Source organism: Nostoc sp., assembly GCF_036919575.1.
In the GTDB taxonomy this organism is placed as follows: domain Bacteria; phylum Cyanobacteriota; class Cyanobacteriia; order Cyanobacteriales; family Nostocaceae; genus Nostoc.
Window position 1 is genome coordinate 69,451 of the sequence record NZ_JBALBY010000023.1, and the last position, 16,041, is coordinate 85,491.

General features: G+C 39.9%; 22 protein-coding genes and 1 pseudogene. 9 read left to right on the forward strand and 14 right to left on the reverse strand.

Going from position 1 to position 16,041, the window contains the following annotated elements; all coding sequences use genetic code 11:
• Positions 1 to 86 precede the first annotated feature (86 nt).
• A complete protein-coding gene (gene psbV / locus V7K27_RS07715) occupies positions 87 to 578 on the forward strand; it encodes a photosystem II cytochrome c-550 (RefSeq protein WP_334945887.1) in 492 nt (163 codons plus the stop codon).
• Positions 579 to 795: 217 nt separating this feature from the next.
• Here psbV and V7K27_RS07720 read toward each other — a convergent pair whose 3' ends face one another.
• On the reverse strand, positions 796 to 1,203 hold the full coding sequence (locus tag V7K27_RS07720; protein WP_292824730.1) for a universal stress protein: 408 nt from the start codon (positions 1,201 to 1,203) through the stop codon (positions 796 to 798).
• An 89-nt stretch (positions 1,204 to 1,292) separates the two neighbouring features.
• Here V7K27_RS07720 and V7K27_RS07725 point away from each other — a divergent pair, with 89 nt between their 5' ends.
• The 4 genes from V7K27_RS07725 (at position 1,293) to V7K27_RS07740 (ending at position 4,568) form a co-directional block, all read left to right on the forward strand.
• On the forward strand, positions 1,293 to 2,495 hold the full coding sequence (locus V7K27_RS07725) for a phosphoglycerate kinase (RefSeq protein ID WP_334945889.1): 1,203 nt from the start codon (positions 1,293 to 1,295) through the stop codon (positions 2,493 to 2,495).
• Positions 2,496 to 2,631: 136 nt separating this feature from the next.
• Positions 2,632 to 3,804, forward strand: coding sequence for an AAA family ATPase (locus tag V7K27_RS07730; RefSeq protein ID WP_334945891.1), 1,173 nt, complete (start codon positions 2,632 to 2,634; stop codon positions 3,802 to 3,804).
• Positions 3,805 to 3,815: 11 nt separating this feature from the next.
• The gene (locus tag V7K27_RS07735) at positions 3,816 to 4,400 is read left to right on the forward strand and encodes a DUF4276 family protein (protein WP_334945893.1); all 585 of its coding nucleotides are present in this window, start codon (positions 3,816 to 3,818) and stop codon (positions 4,398 to 4,400) included.
• Positions 4,401 to 4,454: 54 nt separating this feature from the next.
• Positions 4,455 to 4,568 (forward strand): NUDIX hydrolase N-terminal domain-containing protein, encoded by a 114-nt coding sequence (locus V7K27_RS07740; RefSeq protein WP_334945895.1) that lies wholly within the window; start codon positions 4,455 to 4,457, stop codon positions 4,566 to 4,568.
• A 114-nt stretch (positions 4,569 to 4,682) separates the two neighbouring features.
• On the opposite strand, the gene V7K27_RS07745 is transcribed toward V7K27_RS07740, so the two are convergent.
• Together V7K27_RS07745 and V7K27_RS07750 are read right to left on the reverse strand one after the other, a co-directional pair.
• Positions 4,683 to 5,195: a hypothetical protein gene (locus V7K27_RS07745; protein WP_334945897.1), complete on the reverse strand. Its 513-nt coding sequence runs from the start codon at positions 5,193 to 5,195 to the stop codon at positions 4,683 to 4,685.
• A 36-nt stretch (positions 5,196 to 5,231) separates the two neighbouring features.
• Positions 5,232 to 5,840: a site-2 protease family protein gene (locus tag V7K27_RS07750; protein WP_334945899.1), complete on the reverse strand. Its 609-nt coding sequence runs from the start codon at positions 5,838 to 5,840 to the stop codon at positions 5,232 to 5,234.
• Positions 5,841 to 6,364: 524 nt separating this feature from the next.
• Between V7K27_RS07750 and V7K27_RS07755 the strand changes: the two genes are divergently transcribed.
• Positions 6,365 to 6,640, forward strand: a complete 276-nt coding sequence (locus V7K27_RS07755; protein ID WP_334885846.1) for a DUF485 domain-containing protein — start codon at positions 6,365 to 6,367, stop codon at positions 6,638 to 6,640.
• Here the strand turns inward: V7K27_RS07755 and V7K27_RS07760 are convergent.
• Positions 6,604 to 6,801 (reverse strand): hypothetical protein, encoded by a 198-nt coding sequence (locus V7K27_RS07760; RefSeq protein ID WP_334945901.1) that lies wholly within the window; start codon positions 6,799 to 6,801, stop codon positions 6,604 to 6,606. The two genes, V7K27_RS07755 and V7K27_RS07760, sit on opposite strands and share 37 nt — an antisense overlap.
• Here V7K27_RS07760 and V7K27_RS07765 point away from each other — a divergent pair.
• Complete coding sequence (locus V7K27_RS07765; protein ID WP_334945903.1) at positions 6,800 to 8,368, forward strand: sodium:solute symporter family transporter; 1,569 nt, start codon at positions 6,800 to 6,802, stop codon at positions 8,366 to 8,368. The two genes, V7K27_RS07760 and V7K27_RS07765, sit on opposite strands and share 2 nt — an antisense overlap.
• Positions 8,369 to 8,757: 389 nt before the next feature.
• On the opposite strand, the gene V7K27_RS07770 is transcribed toward V7K27_RS07765, so the two are convergent.
• From V7K27_RS07770 to V7K27_RS07780, 3 genes are all read right to left on the reverse strand, one after another.
• Entirely contained in the window at positions 8,758 to 9,600 is an 843-nt protein-coding gene (locus V7K27_RS07770) for a tetratricopeptide repeat protein (RefSeq protein ID WP_334945905.1), read from the reverse strand.
• A gap of 398 nt (positions 9,601 to 9,998) precedes the next feature.
• Positions 9,999 to 10,919, reverse strand: a complete 921-nt coding sequence (locus V7K27_RS07775) for a ribonuclease D (RefSeq protein ID WP_334945907.1) — start codon at positions 10,917 to 10,919, stop codon at positions 9,999 to 10,001.
• A gap of 20 nt (positions 10,920 to 10,939) precedes the next feature.
• Positions 10,940 to 11,140: a hypothetical protein gene (locus V7K27_RS07780; protein ID WP_334945909.1), complete on the reverse strand. Its 201-nt coding sequence runs from the start codon at positions 11,138 to 11,140 to the stop codon at positions 10,940 to 10,942.
• Between the two features lie 261 nt (positions 11,141 to 11,401).
• Here V7K27_RS07780 and V7K27_RS07785 point away from each other — a divergent pair, with 261 nt between their 5' ends.
• The gene (locus tag V7K27_RS07785; protein ID WP_334945911.1) at positions 11,402 to 11,863 is read left to right on the forward strand and encodes a BON domain-containing protein; all 462 of its coding nucleotides are present in this window, start codon (positions 11,402 to 11,404) and stop codon (positions 11,861 to 11,863) included.
• A gap of 438 nt (positions 11,864 to 12,301) precedes the next feature.
• Here V7K27_RS07785 and V7K27_RS07790 read toward each other — a convergent pair whose 3' ends face one another.
• The 6 genes from V7K27_RS07790 to V7K27_RS07815 form a co-directional block, all read right to left on the reverse strand.
• Positions 12,302 to 12,847: a GrpB family protein gene (locus V7K27_RS07790; RefSeq protein ID WP_334945913.1), complete on the reverse strand. Its 546-nt coding sequence runs from the start codon at positions 12,845 to 12,847 to the stop codon at positions 12,302 to 12,304.
• A gap of 197 nt (positions 12,848 to 13,044) precedes the next feature.
• Complete coding sequence (locus tag V7K27_RS07795) at positions 13,045 to 13,683, reverse strand: restriction endonuclease subunit R (RefSeq protein ID WP_334945915.1); 639 nt, start codon at positions 13,681 to 13,683, stop codon at positions 13,045 to 13,047.
• A 59-nt stretch (positions 13,684 to 13,742) separates the two neighbouring features.
• A complete protein-coding gene (locus V7K27_RS07800) occupies positions 13,743 to 14,108 on the reverse strand; it encodes a DUF5615 family PIN-like protein (RefSeq protein WP_334945917.1) in 366 nt (121 codons plus the stop codon).
• Positions 14,083 to 14,442: a DUF433 domain-containing protein gene (locus V7K27_RS07805; RefSeq protein WP_334945919.1), complete on the reverse strand. Its 360-nt coding sequence runs from the start codon at positions 14,440 to 14,442 to the stop codon at positions 14,083 to 14,085. The genes V7K27_RS07800 and V7K27_RS07805 overlap by 26 nt, the downstream gene beginning before the upstream one ends.
• A gap of 138 nt (positions 14,443 to 14,580) precedes the next feature.
• The gene (locus tag V7K27_RS07810) at positions 14,581 to 14,889 is read right to left on the reverse strand and encodes a hypothetical protein (protein WP_334945921.1); all 309 of its coding nucleotides are present in this window, start codon (positions 14,887 to 14,889) and stop codon (positions 14,581 to 14,583) included.
• Positions 14,890 to 15,085: 196 nt separating this feature from the next.
• Positions 15,086 to 15,319, reverse strand: a complete 234-nt coding sequence (locus tag V7K27_RS07815; RefSeq protein WP_334945923.1) for a hypothetical protein — start codon at positions 15,317 to 15,319, stop codon at positions 15,086 to 15,088.
• 234 nt (positions 15,320 to 15,553) lie between these two features.
• On the opposite strand from V7K27_RS07815, the gene V7K27_RS07820 reads away from it, so the two are divergent.
• A complete protein-coding gene (locus tag V7K27_RS07820; protein WP_334945925.1) occupies positions 15,554 to 15,730 on the forward strand; it encodes a hypothetical protein in 177 nt (58 codons plus the stop codon).
• Between the two features lie 39 nt (positions 15,731 to 15,769).
• On the opposite strand, the pseudogene V7K27_RS07825 reads toward V7K27_RS07820, so the two are convergent.
• A pseudogene (locus V7K27_RS07825) lies at positions 15,770 to 16,041 on the reverse strand (hypothetical protein); the annotation flags it as partial.

Below are 16,041 nucleotides of genomic sequence, written 5' to 3' on the forward strand. Positions count from 1 at the left end.
TGGAAGTCCCTTAAACAATTGGGACGGATGGAGATTGAACATTGCTTTCTTAGCTGTGTTGAGGATCAAAATATTTAAGGGGAAACATGATTAGAAGAATAATTGGCGTTGTCTTAGCTACTGTTTTGCTGACGTTCCAGTTTATTGTCGATAGCGCGATGGCAGTGGAGTTGGATGCCGCAATCCGAACAGTGCCATTAAATAATCAGGGTGATACCGTTGTACTCAAACTGAAACAAATCAAAGAAGGTAAACGTTTATTTAATTACGCTTGTGCCCAATGTCATGCTGGGGGAGTTACCAAGACAAACCAGAACGTGGGACTCGAATCAGAATCTCTGGCACTGGCAACACCAAACCGTAATAACATTCAAGGATTGGTGGAATACATGAAAAATCCCACTACTTACGACGGGGAAGAGGAGATTTCAGAAATACATCCCAGTATTAAAAGCGCAGATATTTTCACAGAAATGAGAAATCTGACGGATGATGACTTGGTAGCTGTCGCTGGTCATATTCTCTTGCAACCGAAAGTTATTGGGGATAAATGGGGAGGAGGTAAAATTTATTATTAATGCGAGGAGAAAAGCGTCATTGTGAACGCGAGCGCTTCTCGGAGAGAGGAACGAAGCAATCCCAGCCTATGCCCCATTCCCCATACCCAAAAACTCCATCCCTTGAGTGGGTGGAGTTTTTTATTACAGAATTCACCTAAAAACTCGGATGCACCCGCTAATGACTTGATTGCTGAAATCAATCTAAAATCCAAAATCCAAAATTGTTTGACTACAACTAAGGCACAATCAGCACTGGGCAAGGGGAAAGGTTAATCACACGAGTCGTAACACTATCACTTACTCCCTCTTCAGTCAAGCCTAGCCCCCGACAGCCCATAATAATTAAATCTGCCCCGATCTCATCAGCGACATCGCAGATCGTAAAAGCTGGTTTGCCTTGCCTTTCCAGGGTTTCGGATTTAATTCCTTGCCCAGAAAATAAAGATTGGGCATTTTCTAGCAGTTTGGCAACTACCTCTGGTGACACCATCGGATCTGCACTAGGCGCGTCTTTTGGTGGTTCTTCTACCACAGACAGCAGCACCAAGCGACTGCTGTACTTTTTGACTACGTTGGTAACAACGTCAGCAGCTTCCCGCGTTTCCCGGCTTTGATCAATAGGAAATAGTACTGTCTTAAATATATCTGTCACTTGGGTACCCCTGACTCCGGTAAAATCTTGATGGTTCTACTTTCAAAACAATAACAAAAAGGCAATTAGGAGAGTTTGGTGTGTCCAAAAAAAGTTTAGCAAGTTTATCTTCGGCTGATATCTCTGGGAAACGTGCCTTGGTGCGGGTTGACTTTAATGTGCCTGTGGACGATCAAGGCAACATTACCGACGATACTCGGATTCGCGCAGCTTTACCAACCATCAGAGATTTGACGCAGAAGGGTGCTAAGGTCATTCTAGCAAGCCATTTTGGGCGTCCCAAGGGTGTGGATGACAAATTACGCCTAACTCCCGTTGCCAAGCGTCTGTCGGAGTTACTGGGGCAAGAAGTCATTAAAACTGATGACTCCATTGGTGATGAAGTTGCAGCTAAAGTTGGCGCGTTGCAAAATGGCCAAGTGCTGTTATTGGAAAATGTTCGTTTTTACAAAGAAGAGGAGAAAAACGACCCAGAATTTGCAAAAAAATTGGCAGCTAATGCTGATTTTTATGTAAATGATGCTTTTGGTACTGCACACCGCGCCCATGCTTCTACTGAAGGTGTGACTAAATTCCTCAGTCCTTCTGTGGCTGGATATTTGGTTGAGAAGGAATTGCAATATCTGCAAAACGCCATTGAAAATCCCCAACGTCCTTTGGCGGCAATTATTGGCGGTTCCAAAGTTTCCAGTAAAATTGGGGTGATTGAAACGTTGCTGGAGAAGTGCGACAAGCTGATCATCGGCGGTGGAATGATTTTCACATTCTACAAAGCCCGTGGTTTGAGTGTTGGTAAGTCGCTGGTGGAAGAAGACAAGCTGGAACTAGCGAAGTCTTTGGAAGCTAAAGCGAAAGAACGGGGCGTTGCTTTATTGCTTCCCACAGATGTGGTAGTAGCAGATAACTTTGCCCCAGATGCCAATTCTCAAACCGTTAGCATTGAGAATATCCCAGATGGTTGGATGGGTTTGGATATTGGCCCAGACTCAGTAAAACTTTTCCAAGACGCGCTTGCAGATACCAAAACGGTAATTTGGAACGGCCCGATGGGTGTGTTTGAGTTTGATAAGTTTGCCGCAGGTACGGAAGCGATCGCTCATACCCTCGCTGAAATTAGCAAAACTGGCACAACCACCATTATCGGCGGCGGTGACTCAGTAGCGGCTGTGGAAAAGGTTGGTTTAGCTGACCAAATGAGCCACATTTCCACAGGCGGCGGCGCTAGCTTGGAGTTACTTGAAGGTAAGGTGTTGCCTGGAATTGCAGCTTTAGATGATGCTTAAGAAAATTAGCTCTTAAGCTATTGTTAATATCAGCTAATTGATTGCAAATTTAGTAGGGGCACAGTACACTGTGCCCTTGCTATTTTTGTTAATATTTCTGCAACCACGCGACCAAATTTATGGAAGTAATTTTTTAATGGCAAGAATTGAAGAAATTTCAGTCAAAAACTATAGAGTTCTCCAAAATATCACCTTAAAAGATATCAAACCTTTTTCCGTTTTCCTTGGGCCTAATGGTAGTGGCAAGACTACTTTTTTTGATGTGATCGGTTTTCTTTCAGATTGCCTTACTACTAATGTTCGCAAAGCGTTAGAAAAGCGAGGAAGATTTCAAGAAGTCATCTCCCGTGATTGTCAAGGTCAAGAAATTGAAATTGTAATTAAGTATCGTGAAGATAATCAATCTCCTAAAATCACCTATACAGTTGCTATTGCTTTACAAAATGGAGCGCCAATTGTTTCAAGAGAAACTCTCAAATGGAAGCGCGGTTCTCATGGAAAACCATTTGATTTTCTTAAGTTTGAAAATGGTATAGGTGAAGTAATTAGTGGTGAAAATCCCGAAATTAATGACAAAAGAATTCACTATCAAATGGATGACCCCAGTTCCCTGGCTATTAAAACTATAGGTCAATTATCAGATAACCAACGTATTGCTAGTTTGCGCCGTTTTATTGAGGGATGGTTTCTCTCTTTTTTCATACCAGATCAAGCTCGTCAGCTAGCAACTGCTGGTGCAATGGAACATCTCTCTCGTGAAGGAGACAATATTGCCAATGTGGTTCAATACCTTGCTGATGAACATCAAGAAACTTTATCCAAAATTTTGAAGTTACTAGCTAGCCGTGTTCCCCAGTTAGAAAAAGTGGAGTCGGAGCAAACAATTGATGGCAGACTGGCTCTTTTATTTAAAGATGCACCTTTTAGTAGACCATTTCTAGCAAGGTTTACCTCAGACGGTACACTAAAATTACTAGCATATTTGATATTATTAAATGACCCTAATCCTCCTGAGTTACTTTGCATTGAAGAGCCAGAGAATGGACTGCACAATCGACTTCTTGATTCTCTAAGTGAGGAAGCTCAGGCTTACTCGCAACGCGCACAAGTATTTGTTTCTACGCACTCCCCATTTTTTGTTAACACAATAAAAGATGCTAGACAACTCTGGATTTTTCAACGTGATGATAAGGGTTATGCAACTGTTATAAGGACTGACCAAATACCTGAAGCTAAATATTTTATAGAATCCCAAGCAGGTTTAGGTGATCTTTGGTCTGAGGGATATCTTAGAGGATTCCCTTCTTAGTAATATCAATCATGCATATAGAATTTTTAGTAGAAGAATATTCCACTGAAGTTACTTTAAATTTGATTGTACCCAAAATCATCGGTAATATTCATACATTTAAAATCCATAATTTTCAAAATAAAGATAGACTCTTAAAGAAATTACCTGAACGTATGCAAGTATATTCTAAATTTATACCTGATGACTGGCGAATCGTGATTGTAGTAGATCAAGATAGAGAGAATTGCCAAGAATTAAAAAATAAACTCTGTAAGGCTAGTAGTATAGTAACCAGAGAAAAAGGAAATATTGTTCTCCATAGAATTGCTGTGGAAGAACTGGAGTCATGGTTTCTGGGTGATGTACAAGCAATACGGGTTGAATATGAAAGGATTCCTGCTTCTTTGTCGCAAAAAACTAAATTTCGTAATCCAGATGCTATCACTGGAGGTACATGGGAGCAACTAGATCGAATTTTGAAACGATATGGCTATGAGACAGGGTTACAAAAAATCGACTTTGCTGAGAAAGTTTCTCCCCACATGGATGTAGAAAACAACCTCTCAAGAAGTTTTCAGATTTTTCGAGATGGACTAAGAAGTATCATCAAATAAAATTTATTAATCAGGTACTTGCTTACGCTAACTTACACAAACTTGGAAAAAATTGTGGAAACTAAATGGCTGAAATGGGCGCAAAAGTTACAAGCGATCGCTCAAAATGGTCTAACCTATTCTGAGGGTATTTTTGACATCGAACGTTACAAACAATTGCGGGCGTAGATGCGTTCGCGGAGCGTCTCGCAGAGAAGCAGCTTGTCGTCAGACATCGCTATAGAAATGATCACCACTTACTCAAATGTAGAACACAGCTATATCCTCGATTTGATTAATGGATCATGGGTTCCCTAAAATACAGCTAGAGCTTGGACGAATTGCAGAGGAAATTGAACTTGTGGGTGATGACATCAAAACAATAATACTACCTATAATCTGTAAAGATATTAACAAAAAAATACTATAGTAAATTATTTTTAAATCTTTATTAATGATTTGAAAATAGCGCTCTACAAAGGAAGAATAACCTGCAATTCCTACAGAACCAAAGCTTCCAATAATCAATAATCTCATCAATAACTCAATGGAAGAGGTAAACGGCGATCGCTCCTGATTCCAACACGGTATAAAATTATCTTTTCCAATTCCAAAATTTCCGAACACAGAGTTAAATAGTACTGGTTGCACAACCATTAATTGTTGACTTATTTCGTGGGGATATTTGACTAAAGAGTTACTATATTGACCTCCAATTAATGTACTCGCCATTGACTCTCCAGATAGCACAAGTACAGCAGCAATGCTCAAGGCAATGCTAGTAACAGCAACCAGAAGTTTTTGCTTGATTTTCATTTAAATTTTCCTTTGCCTTTGCCTAAAAGTCGCTGTTTACATCCCCAATCCTGACCGGATAAATAAATCAGCAATGCTACTAAGTCCTATCCCAAAACCCGGAATTATAAATAGAAGCATCATGGCAAAGAGTCCGAATTGGGTATATTGCAGTGGCTTTAGCTGAGGAAAAATCTCACTGAATACATGAAAGCCATCAAGTGGTGGAATTGGCAAGAGATTAAACAGAAACAACATCAAATTAATCCGAGCCGCTAGGTAAAGAAATTCGACACTGAAGACTTCTGAAAGACTAGGTTTAAAGAAAAGTTTGAGCAGCAGAATAAATAGAATGCCTAAAGCCAGATTCGACAATGGCCCTGCTGCTGATACCAAAATTTTGCCTAGCTTGCCAGAGCGAAATTTAGATGGGTTGACGGGCATTTGTCCCCAAGCTATACCCATGAGACAAAGAAAGATCAGGGATTCTTTGCCCATGTGAACTACAGGATTAAGCGTCAGATGACCAGTTTGTTGTGGAGTGTTATCTCCCTGACTCATCGCAGCCCAGCCGTGAGCAAGTTCATGCAAAGTGATGGAAAATATGACAATTACAACGATTCTGAAAAAATGAATCGGCTCTGTGATGAGTGTTTGGATAAACATACTTTACTAAATTTTGATAATGCCCTATCTGTGTAATATTAAGTTGTTGATACAAATATTACTAGAACATTTACTTAATGCGCTACGGTAATTTTTGGTATATTATTATAAATAAAAATCTACTACTTTTATTAATTAATCTCAGTTATTTATACTAGTTTAAAAAGATTTCATAACACTTTAAGGGTTTTAAAACCTGGTGGTAAGTACGTATTTATTTTAATTTTCAGTATATAAAAATTAAATAATCTTAAATGAGAGTTTAATACTGTAGTATAATAAAGCACGTTTTATTTTAATAAAATCACAAATCGCTTTATTTGTGTCTAACTGCATTTATAGTTTCATGTTTCTCTGACTCAAAACAGAGCCGCTATTGTCTTGTTATTTTGGTATATGACTAAGCATAAGTTAATTTTATTACCTGAAATAGCAATAGATTTACTAATAATCTTTAAGAAAATTACGCATAAATCAACTTCAATGAGACAATCTGACCTAATCTTCTCAACCTAAAGGAAGACATGAGCGATCGCACAAAGGCTCTCCAGGCTCTCGCGGCTGAACGTTGGCGGGTATCCCTGATTCTCACTGGAGCCATGATGTTTATTTACTTTGGCTTTATCCTATTAATCGCGTTCAATAAGCCCCTGCTGGGGTCATTAGTAGTTCCTGGCCTCAGCCTGGGAATTTTATTAGGGGCGCTGGTAATTGTCTCAGCATGGGTATTAATTTTTATCTACGTGCGTTGGGCAAATAGTAGTTACGATGACCAAATCGCAAGGTTGACACGTAAGTGAAGAGTGGGCATGGGGCATGGGGATGAGGGGGATGAGGGAGATGAGGGAGTAGGGAAAAAGAGCATTGATTTATTTACCAATGCCCAATGCCCAATGCCCAATGCCCAATAGCTATTAGCAATTTCTAGTCCAAATTTCCAAATACTAAACCAAAAAAGCATGAATAGTATGTGGTTTGATCTGCCGCTAGCGGCGGATATTACCAGTCTTGGTAAGTTTAACCCGTTAGCGATCGCTTTCTTTTTTCTGTTTGTTGCCAGTTCTTTAGGCATTACCTTTTGGGCGGCAAAACTCACCAAAAATACAGCACAATTTTATACAGCTGGCGGTAAGATTAGCGGTTTTCAAAATGGGCTGGCCTTGGCGGGAGACTTCATGAGTGCAGCTAGCTTTTTAGGTATCGCTGGACTGGTAGCACTCAACGGCTTTGACGGCTTAATTTATTCTATCGGCTTCCTGGTGGGCTGGCCGATTGTCATGTTCCTAATTGCCGAACCACTACGCAACTTAGGTAAATACACCTTTGCAGATGTAGTAGCTTTTCGCTTGCAGCAAAAACCTGTACGCATCGCATCTGCCATTGGAACGCTAGTAGTGATTAGCTTTTACTTAATTGCCCAGATGGTAGGCGCTGGTGAGCTAATCAAACTATTGTTTGGCTTTGATTATGAATTAGCTGTGGTCATCGTCGGTTGCGTGATGATGGCTTATGTGATTTTTGGCGGGATGATTGCTACCACTTGGGTACAAATTATCAAAGCAGTTTTGTTGCTCGGCGGAACGATCTTATTAGCTATCTTGGTACTAGCACGATTTGGCTTTAACCCGATCGCTCTTTTCGCGGCTGCATCAGAAAAGTATACAGGTGTATTAGCTCCGGGCAAACTGGTTTCTGAACCCTTGGATGCTATCTCTTTGGGGATGTCCTTGATGTTCGGCACTGCTGGATTACCCCACATCCTGATGCGTTTCTACACAGTACCCGATGCCAAAGCCGCGCGGCTCTCTGTTACATACGCCACAGCGATTATTGGCGTTTTTTATCTCCTTACCTTCATTCTGGGCTTTGGAGCGATGGTGCTAGTAGGTCAAGATGCCATCAAGCAAATTGGTACTGGTGGTAATATGGCTGCGCCGATGTTAGCAGAATTTCTCGGTGGTGATGCTTTCTTAGGCTTTATTTCGGCTGTTTCCTTTGCAACTATTTTGGCGGTAGTGGCGGGGTTGACGCTCTCAGGTGCGGCTGCATTGTCCCACGATTTATGGGTAAATGTGGTGCGTTCAGGTCATGCCGACGAGTCAGAACAGCTGAAAGTGGCTCGTGGTGCGACAATGCTTTTGGGGTTAGTGGCGATATTGCTGGGTATTTTGTTTAAAGGGCAAAACGTGGCTTATATGGTAGGTTTAGCATTTGCGATCGCAGCTAGTGCAAACTTCCCAGCGTTGCTCTTATCAATGCTTTGGCGACGCTTCACCACCAACGGTGCGGTTGCAAGTATGTTAGTAGGTACTGTCTCCTCTTTAGTGCTGATTTATTTGTCACCTACTATTCAAGTAACGATTCTCAAGCACGCTTCTGCACCTTTTCCGCTAAAAAATCCGGGATTAATTAGTATACCACTGGCGTTTATTGTGGCGATCGTCGTTTCACTATTGAGTACTGAACAGGAGGCACTAGAAAAATTTGCGGAAGTTGAGGATCGCATTCACATGGGTTCTGGGATGTGATTTTGTTAACGCACAAACAAGTGTAAATTTAAGCCCCAGCGAATGGAATAGAGCCTCCGGCACGCTGACGCGAACGCGGCTACACAAACAAAGTCCACCTTTCCTACGGAACGCCAAGGGCGAACGTGGACTAAGGAAAAATTGAGGTTTTTAACCCACGGAGGTGGGTAAAGCCTCGTGTAGACGCGGTTTCTAACCGCCCTTTTCCTACACAAACTTGATGTTGGGTTCCACTTCGTTCTACCCAACCTACGAATAATTAAATTCCATACCCTTTTTGTGGTGTTCTGTACTAAGAGAAAATTAAGATTTTTTAACCCACGGAGGTGGGTAAAGCCTCGTGTAGACGCGGTTTCTAACCGCCCTTTTCATGTTGGCTATGCTTTTACCTACTGTCCAAGTTCTTTGATGTTATTCATCACTTGTTGGTATAAGTCGTTGCTACCTTGACTTTGAAAAATGTTTGCTGCTTTTTCCAAGTCCTTAAGCGCCCCCTGTTTGTCTCCATTGGTGGCGCGGGCATTTCCCCGGTTATTGTAGGCAGGGGCAAAGTTAGGATTGAGGCGAATGGCTTCATTGTAATCTGCGATCGCACCCTGGGGATCTCCATTGGCAGCACGAGCATTTCCCCGATTATTATAAGCGATCGCATATTTGGGGTTGAGGAGAATCGCTTGGTCAAGATCATCTATTGCCCCTTTTTTGTCTCCATTGGTGGCGCGGGCATTTCCCCGATTATTGTAGGCTTCGGCATAGTTGGGATTAAGGCGAATCGCTTCACTGTAATCTTTGACTGCTTCTCTGTTGCTTCCCAATGAAGCGCGGGCATTTCCCAAGTTATTATAGGCTTCAGCGTCGTTAGGATTGATGCGAAGTGCTTGATTGTAATCTGCGATCGCTTTGTCCTTGTCTCCCAAATCAAAGTAGACTAATCCGCGGCCATTGTAGGCAGCGCCATATTGAGAATTTTGATCAATTGCCTTACTATAGGAAGCGATCGCGGCTTGCAAGTCGCCGTTTAAATGCTGATCCTTTCCCTGAATATAGAATTTCCCACCAATAGAAGTTGTAGCTGAACGACGGCTACCGGGACTAACTCCGATTTCTGTCACCAATACATTGTCATTCTTACTACAAGAAACACTGCTAATTGCAGTCAATGTAGTAAAAATAGCTATGGTAAATAAAGTATTTACCCTTTTTCGCTTTTGCCCAAATAAACGCCGTCTCATAAGTTAATATAAACTGCCATAACGCCTGAAAGAAATTACTAGCAAAATCTAGATTTTAATTCTTTAACTCAATAATTATTCTAACTTTTCATCCAAGTGTAAAGTGAATTGACAAATTTATCTGATATCCAATAGCTTTATTTAATGGTTATTTGTCAAAGCAATTATGAACTACAAAGTATAAAACTTGCTGTATAAATTCTGATATTTGTAGCCTGATGAACAATTTACTTAACTAAGTTGGCGCGAAAAAAACCAAGTATGCTACGAAACGTAAATAGGCTTAAAGCCCTTACTAATAACCAATGACAAATGACAAATGACCAATGACAAATGACAAATGACAAATGACCAATGACAAATGACAGCCTTCACAAGTTAGCTTTAATTGCGCCGACCTACTTATCCTCAGTTTCACTCTCTTGAATTTTGGAATTTAGCCGCCAATAAGTAGTTTTGTCAATATCTACAGACAGATGTTCTAGATTTTGCCCTAAATCTTTTTGGAGTTTCTGAGTTAGTGTGATCGGAAAATCTAAATTAATACCTTGAGTTTGTGCTAGACTTGCCAATTCTGTAAATGTAGCTTTGATTGTAGTCCGCTCATAACTAGTCAGCTTATAATCAGAAGTTTCCGATATATTCTGAGCTTGCATAGCTTTTTTCATGCGTTCTTGTAAATGGTCAAATTCGGAATTCAATAACTTCCATTGCTGCTCAATTTGCGAGTATCTGGTACTTAGTGATATTAAGTCCTCCGTTGTAGAATCGGGGCTGGCTTGGGCTTGTAATCCTAACAAATTTAAGTGGATTTGAGCAAGATAAATACAATCTAGGTAAGCATACTCTATCTGTTCTTCAGTTAGGGGACGTTTTCCCCAATCGCCTTTTTGTTCTTGTTTGTCGATATTGTTAAAGCTACAAAGTGCTGTAGCTATGGTTTTGAGTTGGTAATTGGGTAATGGTAAAAGATAGTAGGGAATTTTTTTGGCCATTTCCAAAGTGCAGGTAATATTTTTAGCTTTCTTATTACCGAGAAGCTTTAGATCGTAACTGGCGTTATGAAAAACTTTTTCAATAGCAGAATTTATCATAATTTCATCAATAAATTCAGCTATCATGTTAGGCTGATCTAGGACATCTAAAAGGTAGACGCGATCGCCACTCATATCTTGAGGATTATCTAATACCTGAATCAGCGATAGTCGGGGATTACGACTTTTATAGTCAGCTACTTCTGTATCTATCCACAGCGTTTTAGCGTTGGTATATTCAGCAACAATGGCACGAATTTCGTCGGCGGAAGTAAGGTACGGCATTAGCTAATATTTCCTGATATTTAGGGCATTGTAAGCAAGCCATAGTTATCTAAAGTAACATTTTGTTGGTAACTTTGCAGGCAGAGGATTGCCAAAATGCTGAAGTTTTGAGTTGCGTAGGCGTAGCCCGTCGTAGACATCGCCAAACTGACTAAAATCTGATAACATCGAGTCACCACTGTAGGATGGCATAATCTACCATTGAAAGAGCTACTGTGCATCTACGTTAAATTCATCGAGAGCTACAGGCTGTATGCAGAGCCATCCTGGTTAGCAGCCGTCAGGAAAATTGAATTGGCATTTCTGAAAAATGGCTGCAAAATCTTAGCTTCAAGAAATCGTCCAAATTTCAATTTTCAGTAACCTGAGTGCAAGCTTTGGGTACATTTACTGCTTCACATTTAATTGTTTTTTAACATCTGCTCCTCACCGTGACACACACCTCAATTAATCGCTTCAAGTACTCAATTAGGAGATAGATAATGAAAAAGCTAATTTTATTGCTAGTTAGTGGCGTTTTGGTAGTTGGTACTTTTGGCTGTCAAGAGGCTCCTAAAACTGGTTCTGAAACTCCTAGCACTACTAATGAAGCTGCTCAAGCACCAGCAACACCAGCTTCGCAGATAAATCAAACTACTGCCAAAATTCCAGGAACAGAAACGACTCCTTTAGCAGCTAACACAGGCACTAAAGTTAAAATTGATTCTGAAAAAACAGCAGCAACAAAAGCCAAGGGCAACTTAAAAACCGAAGTTAGTAAAAAGTTGAACAAAGGCTTACCAGGCAATAAGTTACAAGTTGAAAACAAAGAGGGTGAAATTATCCTCAAAGGCACAGCAAGTTCTGTTGAAGAACTACAGAAAGCTGAAACCTTGGCTAAAGAAGTTCAAGGTGTGAAGACAGTGAAGGTGGAAGCAAAAGTTGAAGCTGTGAAAAAGCCATAAAAGAATAACTGAAGCTTTCAGTTAACCGTGGACTAGTTAAATCAGCTTACATCATCAGAAAATTTAAACAGGACTTACATCTGCGTAAGCCCTGTTTTTTTGCTTAAATAAGGGTGAGTTCATTAGTAGTCATACAAATTCTGTATGAAGATGCGCTAAATACAGCAGAATTCAGGAGTCAGAATTCAGAATTCAGAATTCAGAATTCAGGAGTCAGAATTCAGAAGTAAAACAGGCTTTATACCTAGCTTTGAGACTTAGCTTATGTACTTCATCAACTTGAAATCTGCTGTATTTAAGTACAAGAAAGAAAAACGAACCGCGAAGGACGCAAAGGACGCAAAGAAAGAAAGAAAGAAAGAAAGAAGTTAAAAGGGTTTGGCACAGCTTCACAAAGAAATGGTATCACACCCTAAAAAATAGTTATCATGGGTTTATTTATCTATCGGGAAGTGCTTGTTGGAGGATACCTTCTACAAACAGCGTCTTTGCATCGCAATAAGAATCAATATCATATCGAAAACGTTGTGCGAGTTGACGCTTAAGTTCTCCATAGACTAAAACTTGATCTGGGTTATTTCTGAGATAGTCCCGAAAAGCTAAGTGTCTGACTAAGGCTATGCTGTTTTGGGGACAGACATATAAATGATGGTTAATCCATATTCTACTTGTACCGTTACGTGGTACATTGCTGGCTTCACGAGCAAATGCCTCTCTGCCAAATATGCCTTTGTCACCCTCATGTTCGTAACCAAGCTCTTGAAGAAGACAAACTACTTTAAGAAGCAGCTCGTTTGATGCTATTACGACATCTAGATCAATAATTGGTTTGGCCGCAAGACCGGGTACTGAGGTACTATCAATATGCTCTATAGCTAAAGCTAAATTACCCAACTTATCTATGATGATAGTGCTGAGTTCTGAAAAAAAACGAGGCCATTCAGGGTTATAGTCTACAATCTCAACAATACGTTGTTTACTCATTATCTCTCGCCACTCATTCTGCATTTTCAATGCCGTTGTACCATTCACAATTTCGAGAGTATCATCACTTCTCCCCTGTCCACTTTGAGTTTAACCTGATAAAGAGGGGCAACATTTTCATCCAGCAGATATTTGAGAGTCATTTTCTTGTGCTTTTTTCATCGCTTCTTTTTCAGCTATCAGTTTCCTTAATTTGATTACAACTGGCAGATTGATTTGAGAACTTGCAGCAACTCAATTGAAGAGGTAGAGCGAGTTATATCTAGTTTTGGCAATAATTGATAAATTGGAGGATTTCCTTGCTGTAGATATACAAACTGGTAATCCATACCATTAGTAGTCACACCCCAAACTGATGTTTGATTTTTTAGACTTTTGTAGGCATAGGTGAGCAATTGCGGCAAACCTTCCAAAGCATTAAAACTACTATTTTTAGATTCAATCACTAGTATCAAAAAAGGCGTAGTTACTATTCTTTCTTGAGTCTTCATAACAGCTAAAATATCCATCCGTCCTTTGATATTCGTATCTTCATCTTCAACGGAGATGTCAGCAATATTTTCTTCTAAGGTAATCTTAATACTAGAATGATAAAAACCAGCTAATTTCATTAATGGTGCGAGAAATAGAAATTTTATTTGTCCTTCGGAGATTTTACCCTCTGAGTAGTATTCACGGAATATATTACGGATAACCTGTAATTGTTGCTGCTCAAATTCTGTGAGATTTTCTAACGATAGCAATGATGTAAATGAGTCATTTAAGTGTTCTGTCAATTTCAGAAGGCTTTGAACATCTTTCAGTCTGAGATTGCTTGCATCTAAAGTAGTAGTCATCAATTTACTCCTTTATAGCCTTATATAAAAATAACTATACAAGATTATAAGTATTATCGCTATTGAAGCAGTGATAAGTGAAGAATTTGGTTTTGATATTCGTTATCAAAAGATGCTTCAGCAATTAAAATTAATTCATTAACAGTCTGACCGATGGTTAATTTATCATTCAAAATAAAAATACCTGGTATATTACGCCCTTGCTCGATATGTTCAGCTAAATGTACAGGCATAGATTTGCGGTTATTTGTTACCAAAAGAAAGTTGTGTTCCTCACACCAGCATAATATTTCTGGATCTAATGTACTTTTAGGAGAAGTACCAGGATCACCAACTACCCAAACAACTAAATCGCGTTTTTGTCGTTTGAGTTGAACCTGATAAAGAGGGGCAACATTCTCATCCAGCAGATATTTGAGAGTCATTATCCTGTGTTTTTTTAATCGCTTCTTTTTCAGCTATCAGTTTCCTCAATTTGATTACAACTGGCGGCGGATTGCGTCGCTGTTCTTCCTGCATTCTATGACTCCACTCCAACCAATCAGCTATATAGGCGCTTACAGCTTCTTTATTGTGCAAGTAATAAAGAATAGTCGCGTAAACTTGTTCTAGTGTTAGTGATGTATAAGTGTTGGCAATTTCTTCTGGAGTTCGAGCGCGGTGGATAAAATCATAGAGTATGGTTTCAATTCCTACTCTTGTACCTTTGAGTCGAATATCGTCTGGACGCTGAAAGTCGAAATAATCTTCTAGTTGCATAATTTAGCTGATTATTATATCTAACCCTAAAATCATCTTACATAAGTAGGTCGGTGTGAATATTTATCGTTAGGACAAGGCAAAAGCGAGGAGGCATAAGGCAGGAGTAAAGAGGGTTGTAGCATAGTTAATTTTTCTTCACATAGTTCGGTTTTTCTGAGTCGTTCTACTTACTTGTAAAATACTCTTGCAATAAATGTCTATTTCAGCCTTCAGAGAATTTTTAATCTCGTTCATCGCATCCGCAAGGTACGCGGTTTTATTGTCTACTAATTCCTGAAATCTCTCATCATTGTTTACAGTGTTTACAGTACTGTTTACATCTATCCCTAGCGCGTCCAGCAAGACCCTTTTGGCGGTGGCGTTGAGTGAATCATCATCTACCGATTGCACACGCTCTAAAGCCTCTACAGCACTATCAGAAGGAAAGTGCGAGAGATTGGTCATGGCTCAAAATCTGTCTTTTCTCCGCTAGAGTGCGATCGCCGAAGTTTCACCAAAGCTATTTTTAAATACTCTGTTATGCAGAATGTCAAGACATATAAGCAATACTCACATCCTGCCCGAAAAAGTAGGGTGTTTTCTTATATGTGGTGAATGATAAGCAAAAGTAGTAATAAAAATTTGACTATATAATCAATGTTTATATTTGGATTACCAATAAGTAAACTGATCTATAGGTAACTTGCAGTAGACTTGCATCCCAGATGGCTAATTCCGCCCAAAGGTCAACCGTATCAAAAGCTTGTATTCCTGGAAACCTTTGATACCAACGCTTGCACAATTCTGGATGCAAGTTCACTGCGAGTAGAAGCGGGATGCAAGTAGGCTTTTTCGCTGTAATGTATGCCAGGAACCGGACTTGAACCGGTGACACGAGGATTTTCAGTCCCAAAGGAAAAAGATTCAATCTGCTGCAAACAGGCGTTTTATTATTTTTAATATCAAAATTTTGCCTAAACCTTGCCTAAACGACGTGACAAAAAGGGAATTATGCCCAAAAAGGCCGCAGCCCATAACCAAGGGGTTACAGACTGCTCAATTCGAGTACAAATCAAATTTGTACCCATTCTATTCTGGAAAATTCTAGTTTGCTAGAGTGAATCCCCATATGATAACGGAAGTTGAAGCGTTGCAAAAATCACAGGAACTGTGGAACCGCAAATGGCGAGTGTACGAAATTCACAGATACTTGCTCAATAATCAACTAGAGCGTTCTCTAGTGGATAAGGTTGTCTTAGAGGTTACTGGTGTAGATTTCTGTGGTGACAATTCTTACTCCTACTGAAGCTACCGTAAACTTTTAATTACCCTGAATCCCCAGAGACTAAAATTTGTCGTCGCGGATTTGAAACCCAGTTTTTCGGTGTAGGAAGCCAGCAATCTGAGTTATCCAGTTGGCAAGGCGAGTAAATTTGTGTTCAATTGCCTTGTCAAGACTATTCAAACGGTATATGTATATGTATTCTTTGTCGCCCGCGTATTGAGTCAAAAGTATGTCTAATTTGTTGTTTACACCGTCGATTTTATCGTTAATCTTTTCTTCAATTTTGGCTAGGCGATAAATCGCCCCCAAAACAGCAATTAGACCTGCTGCAA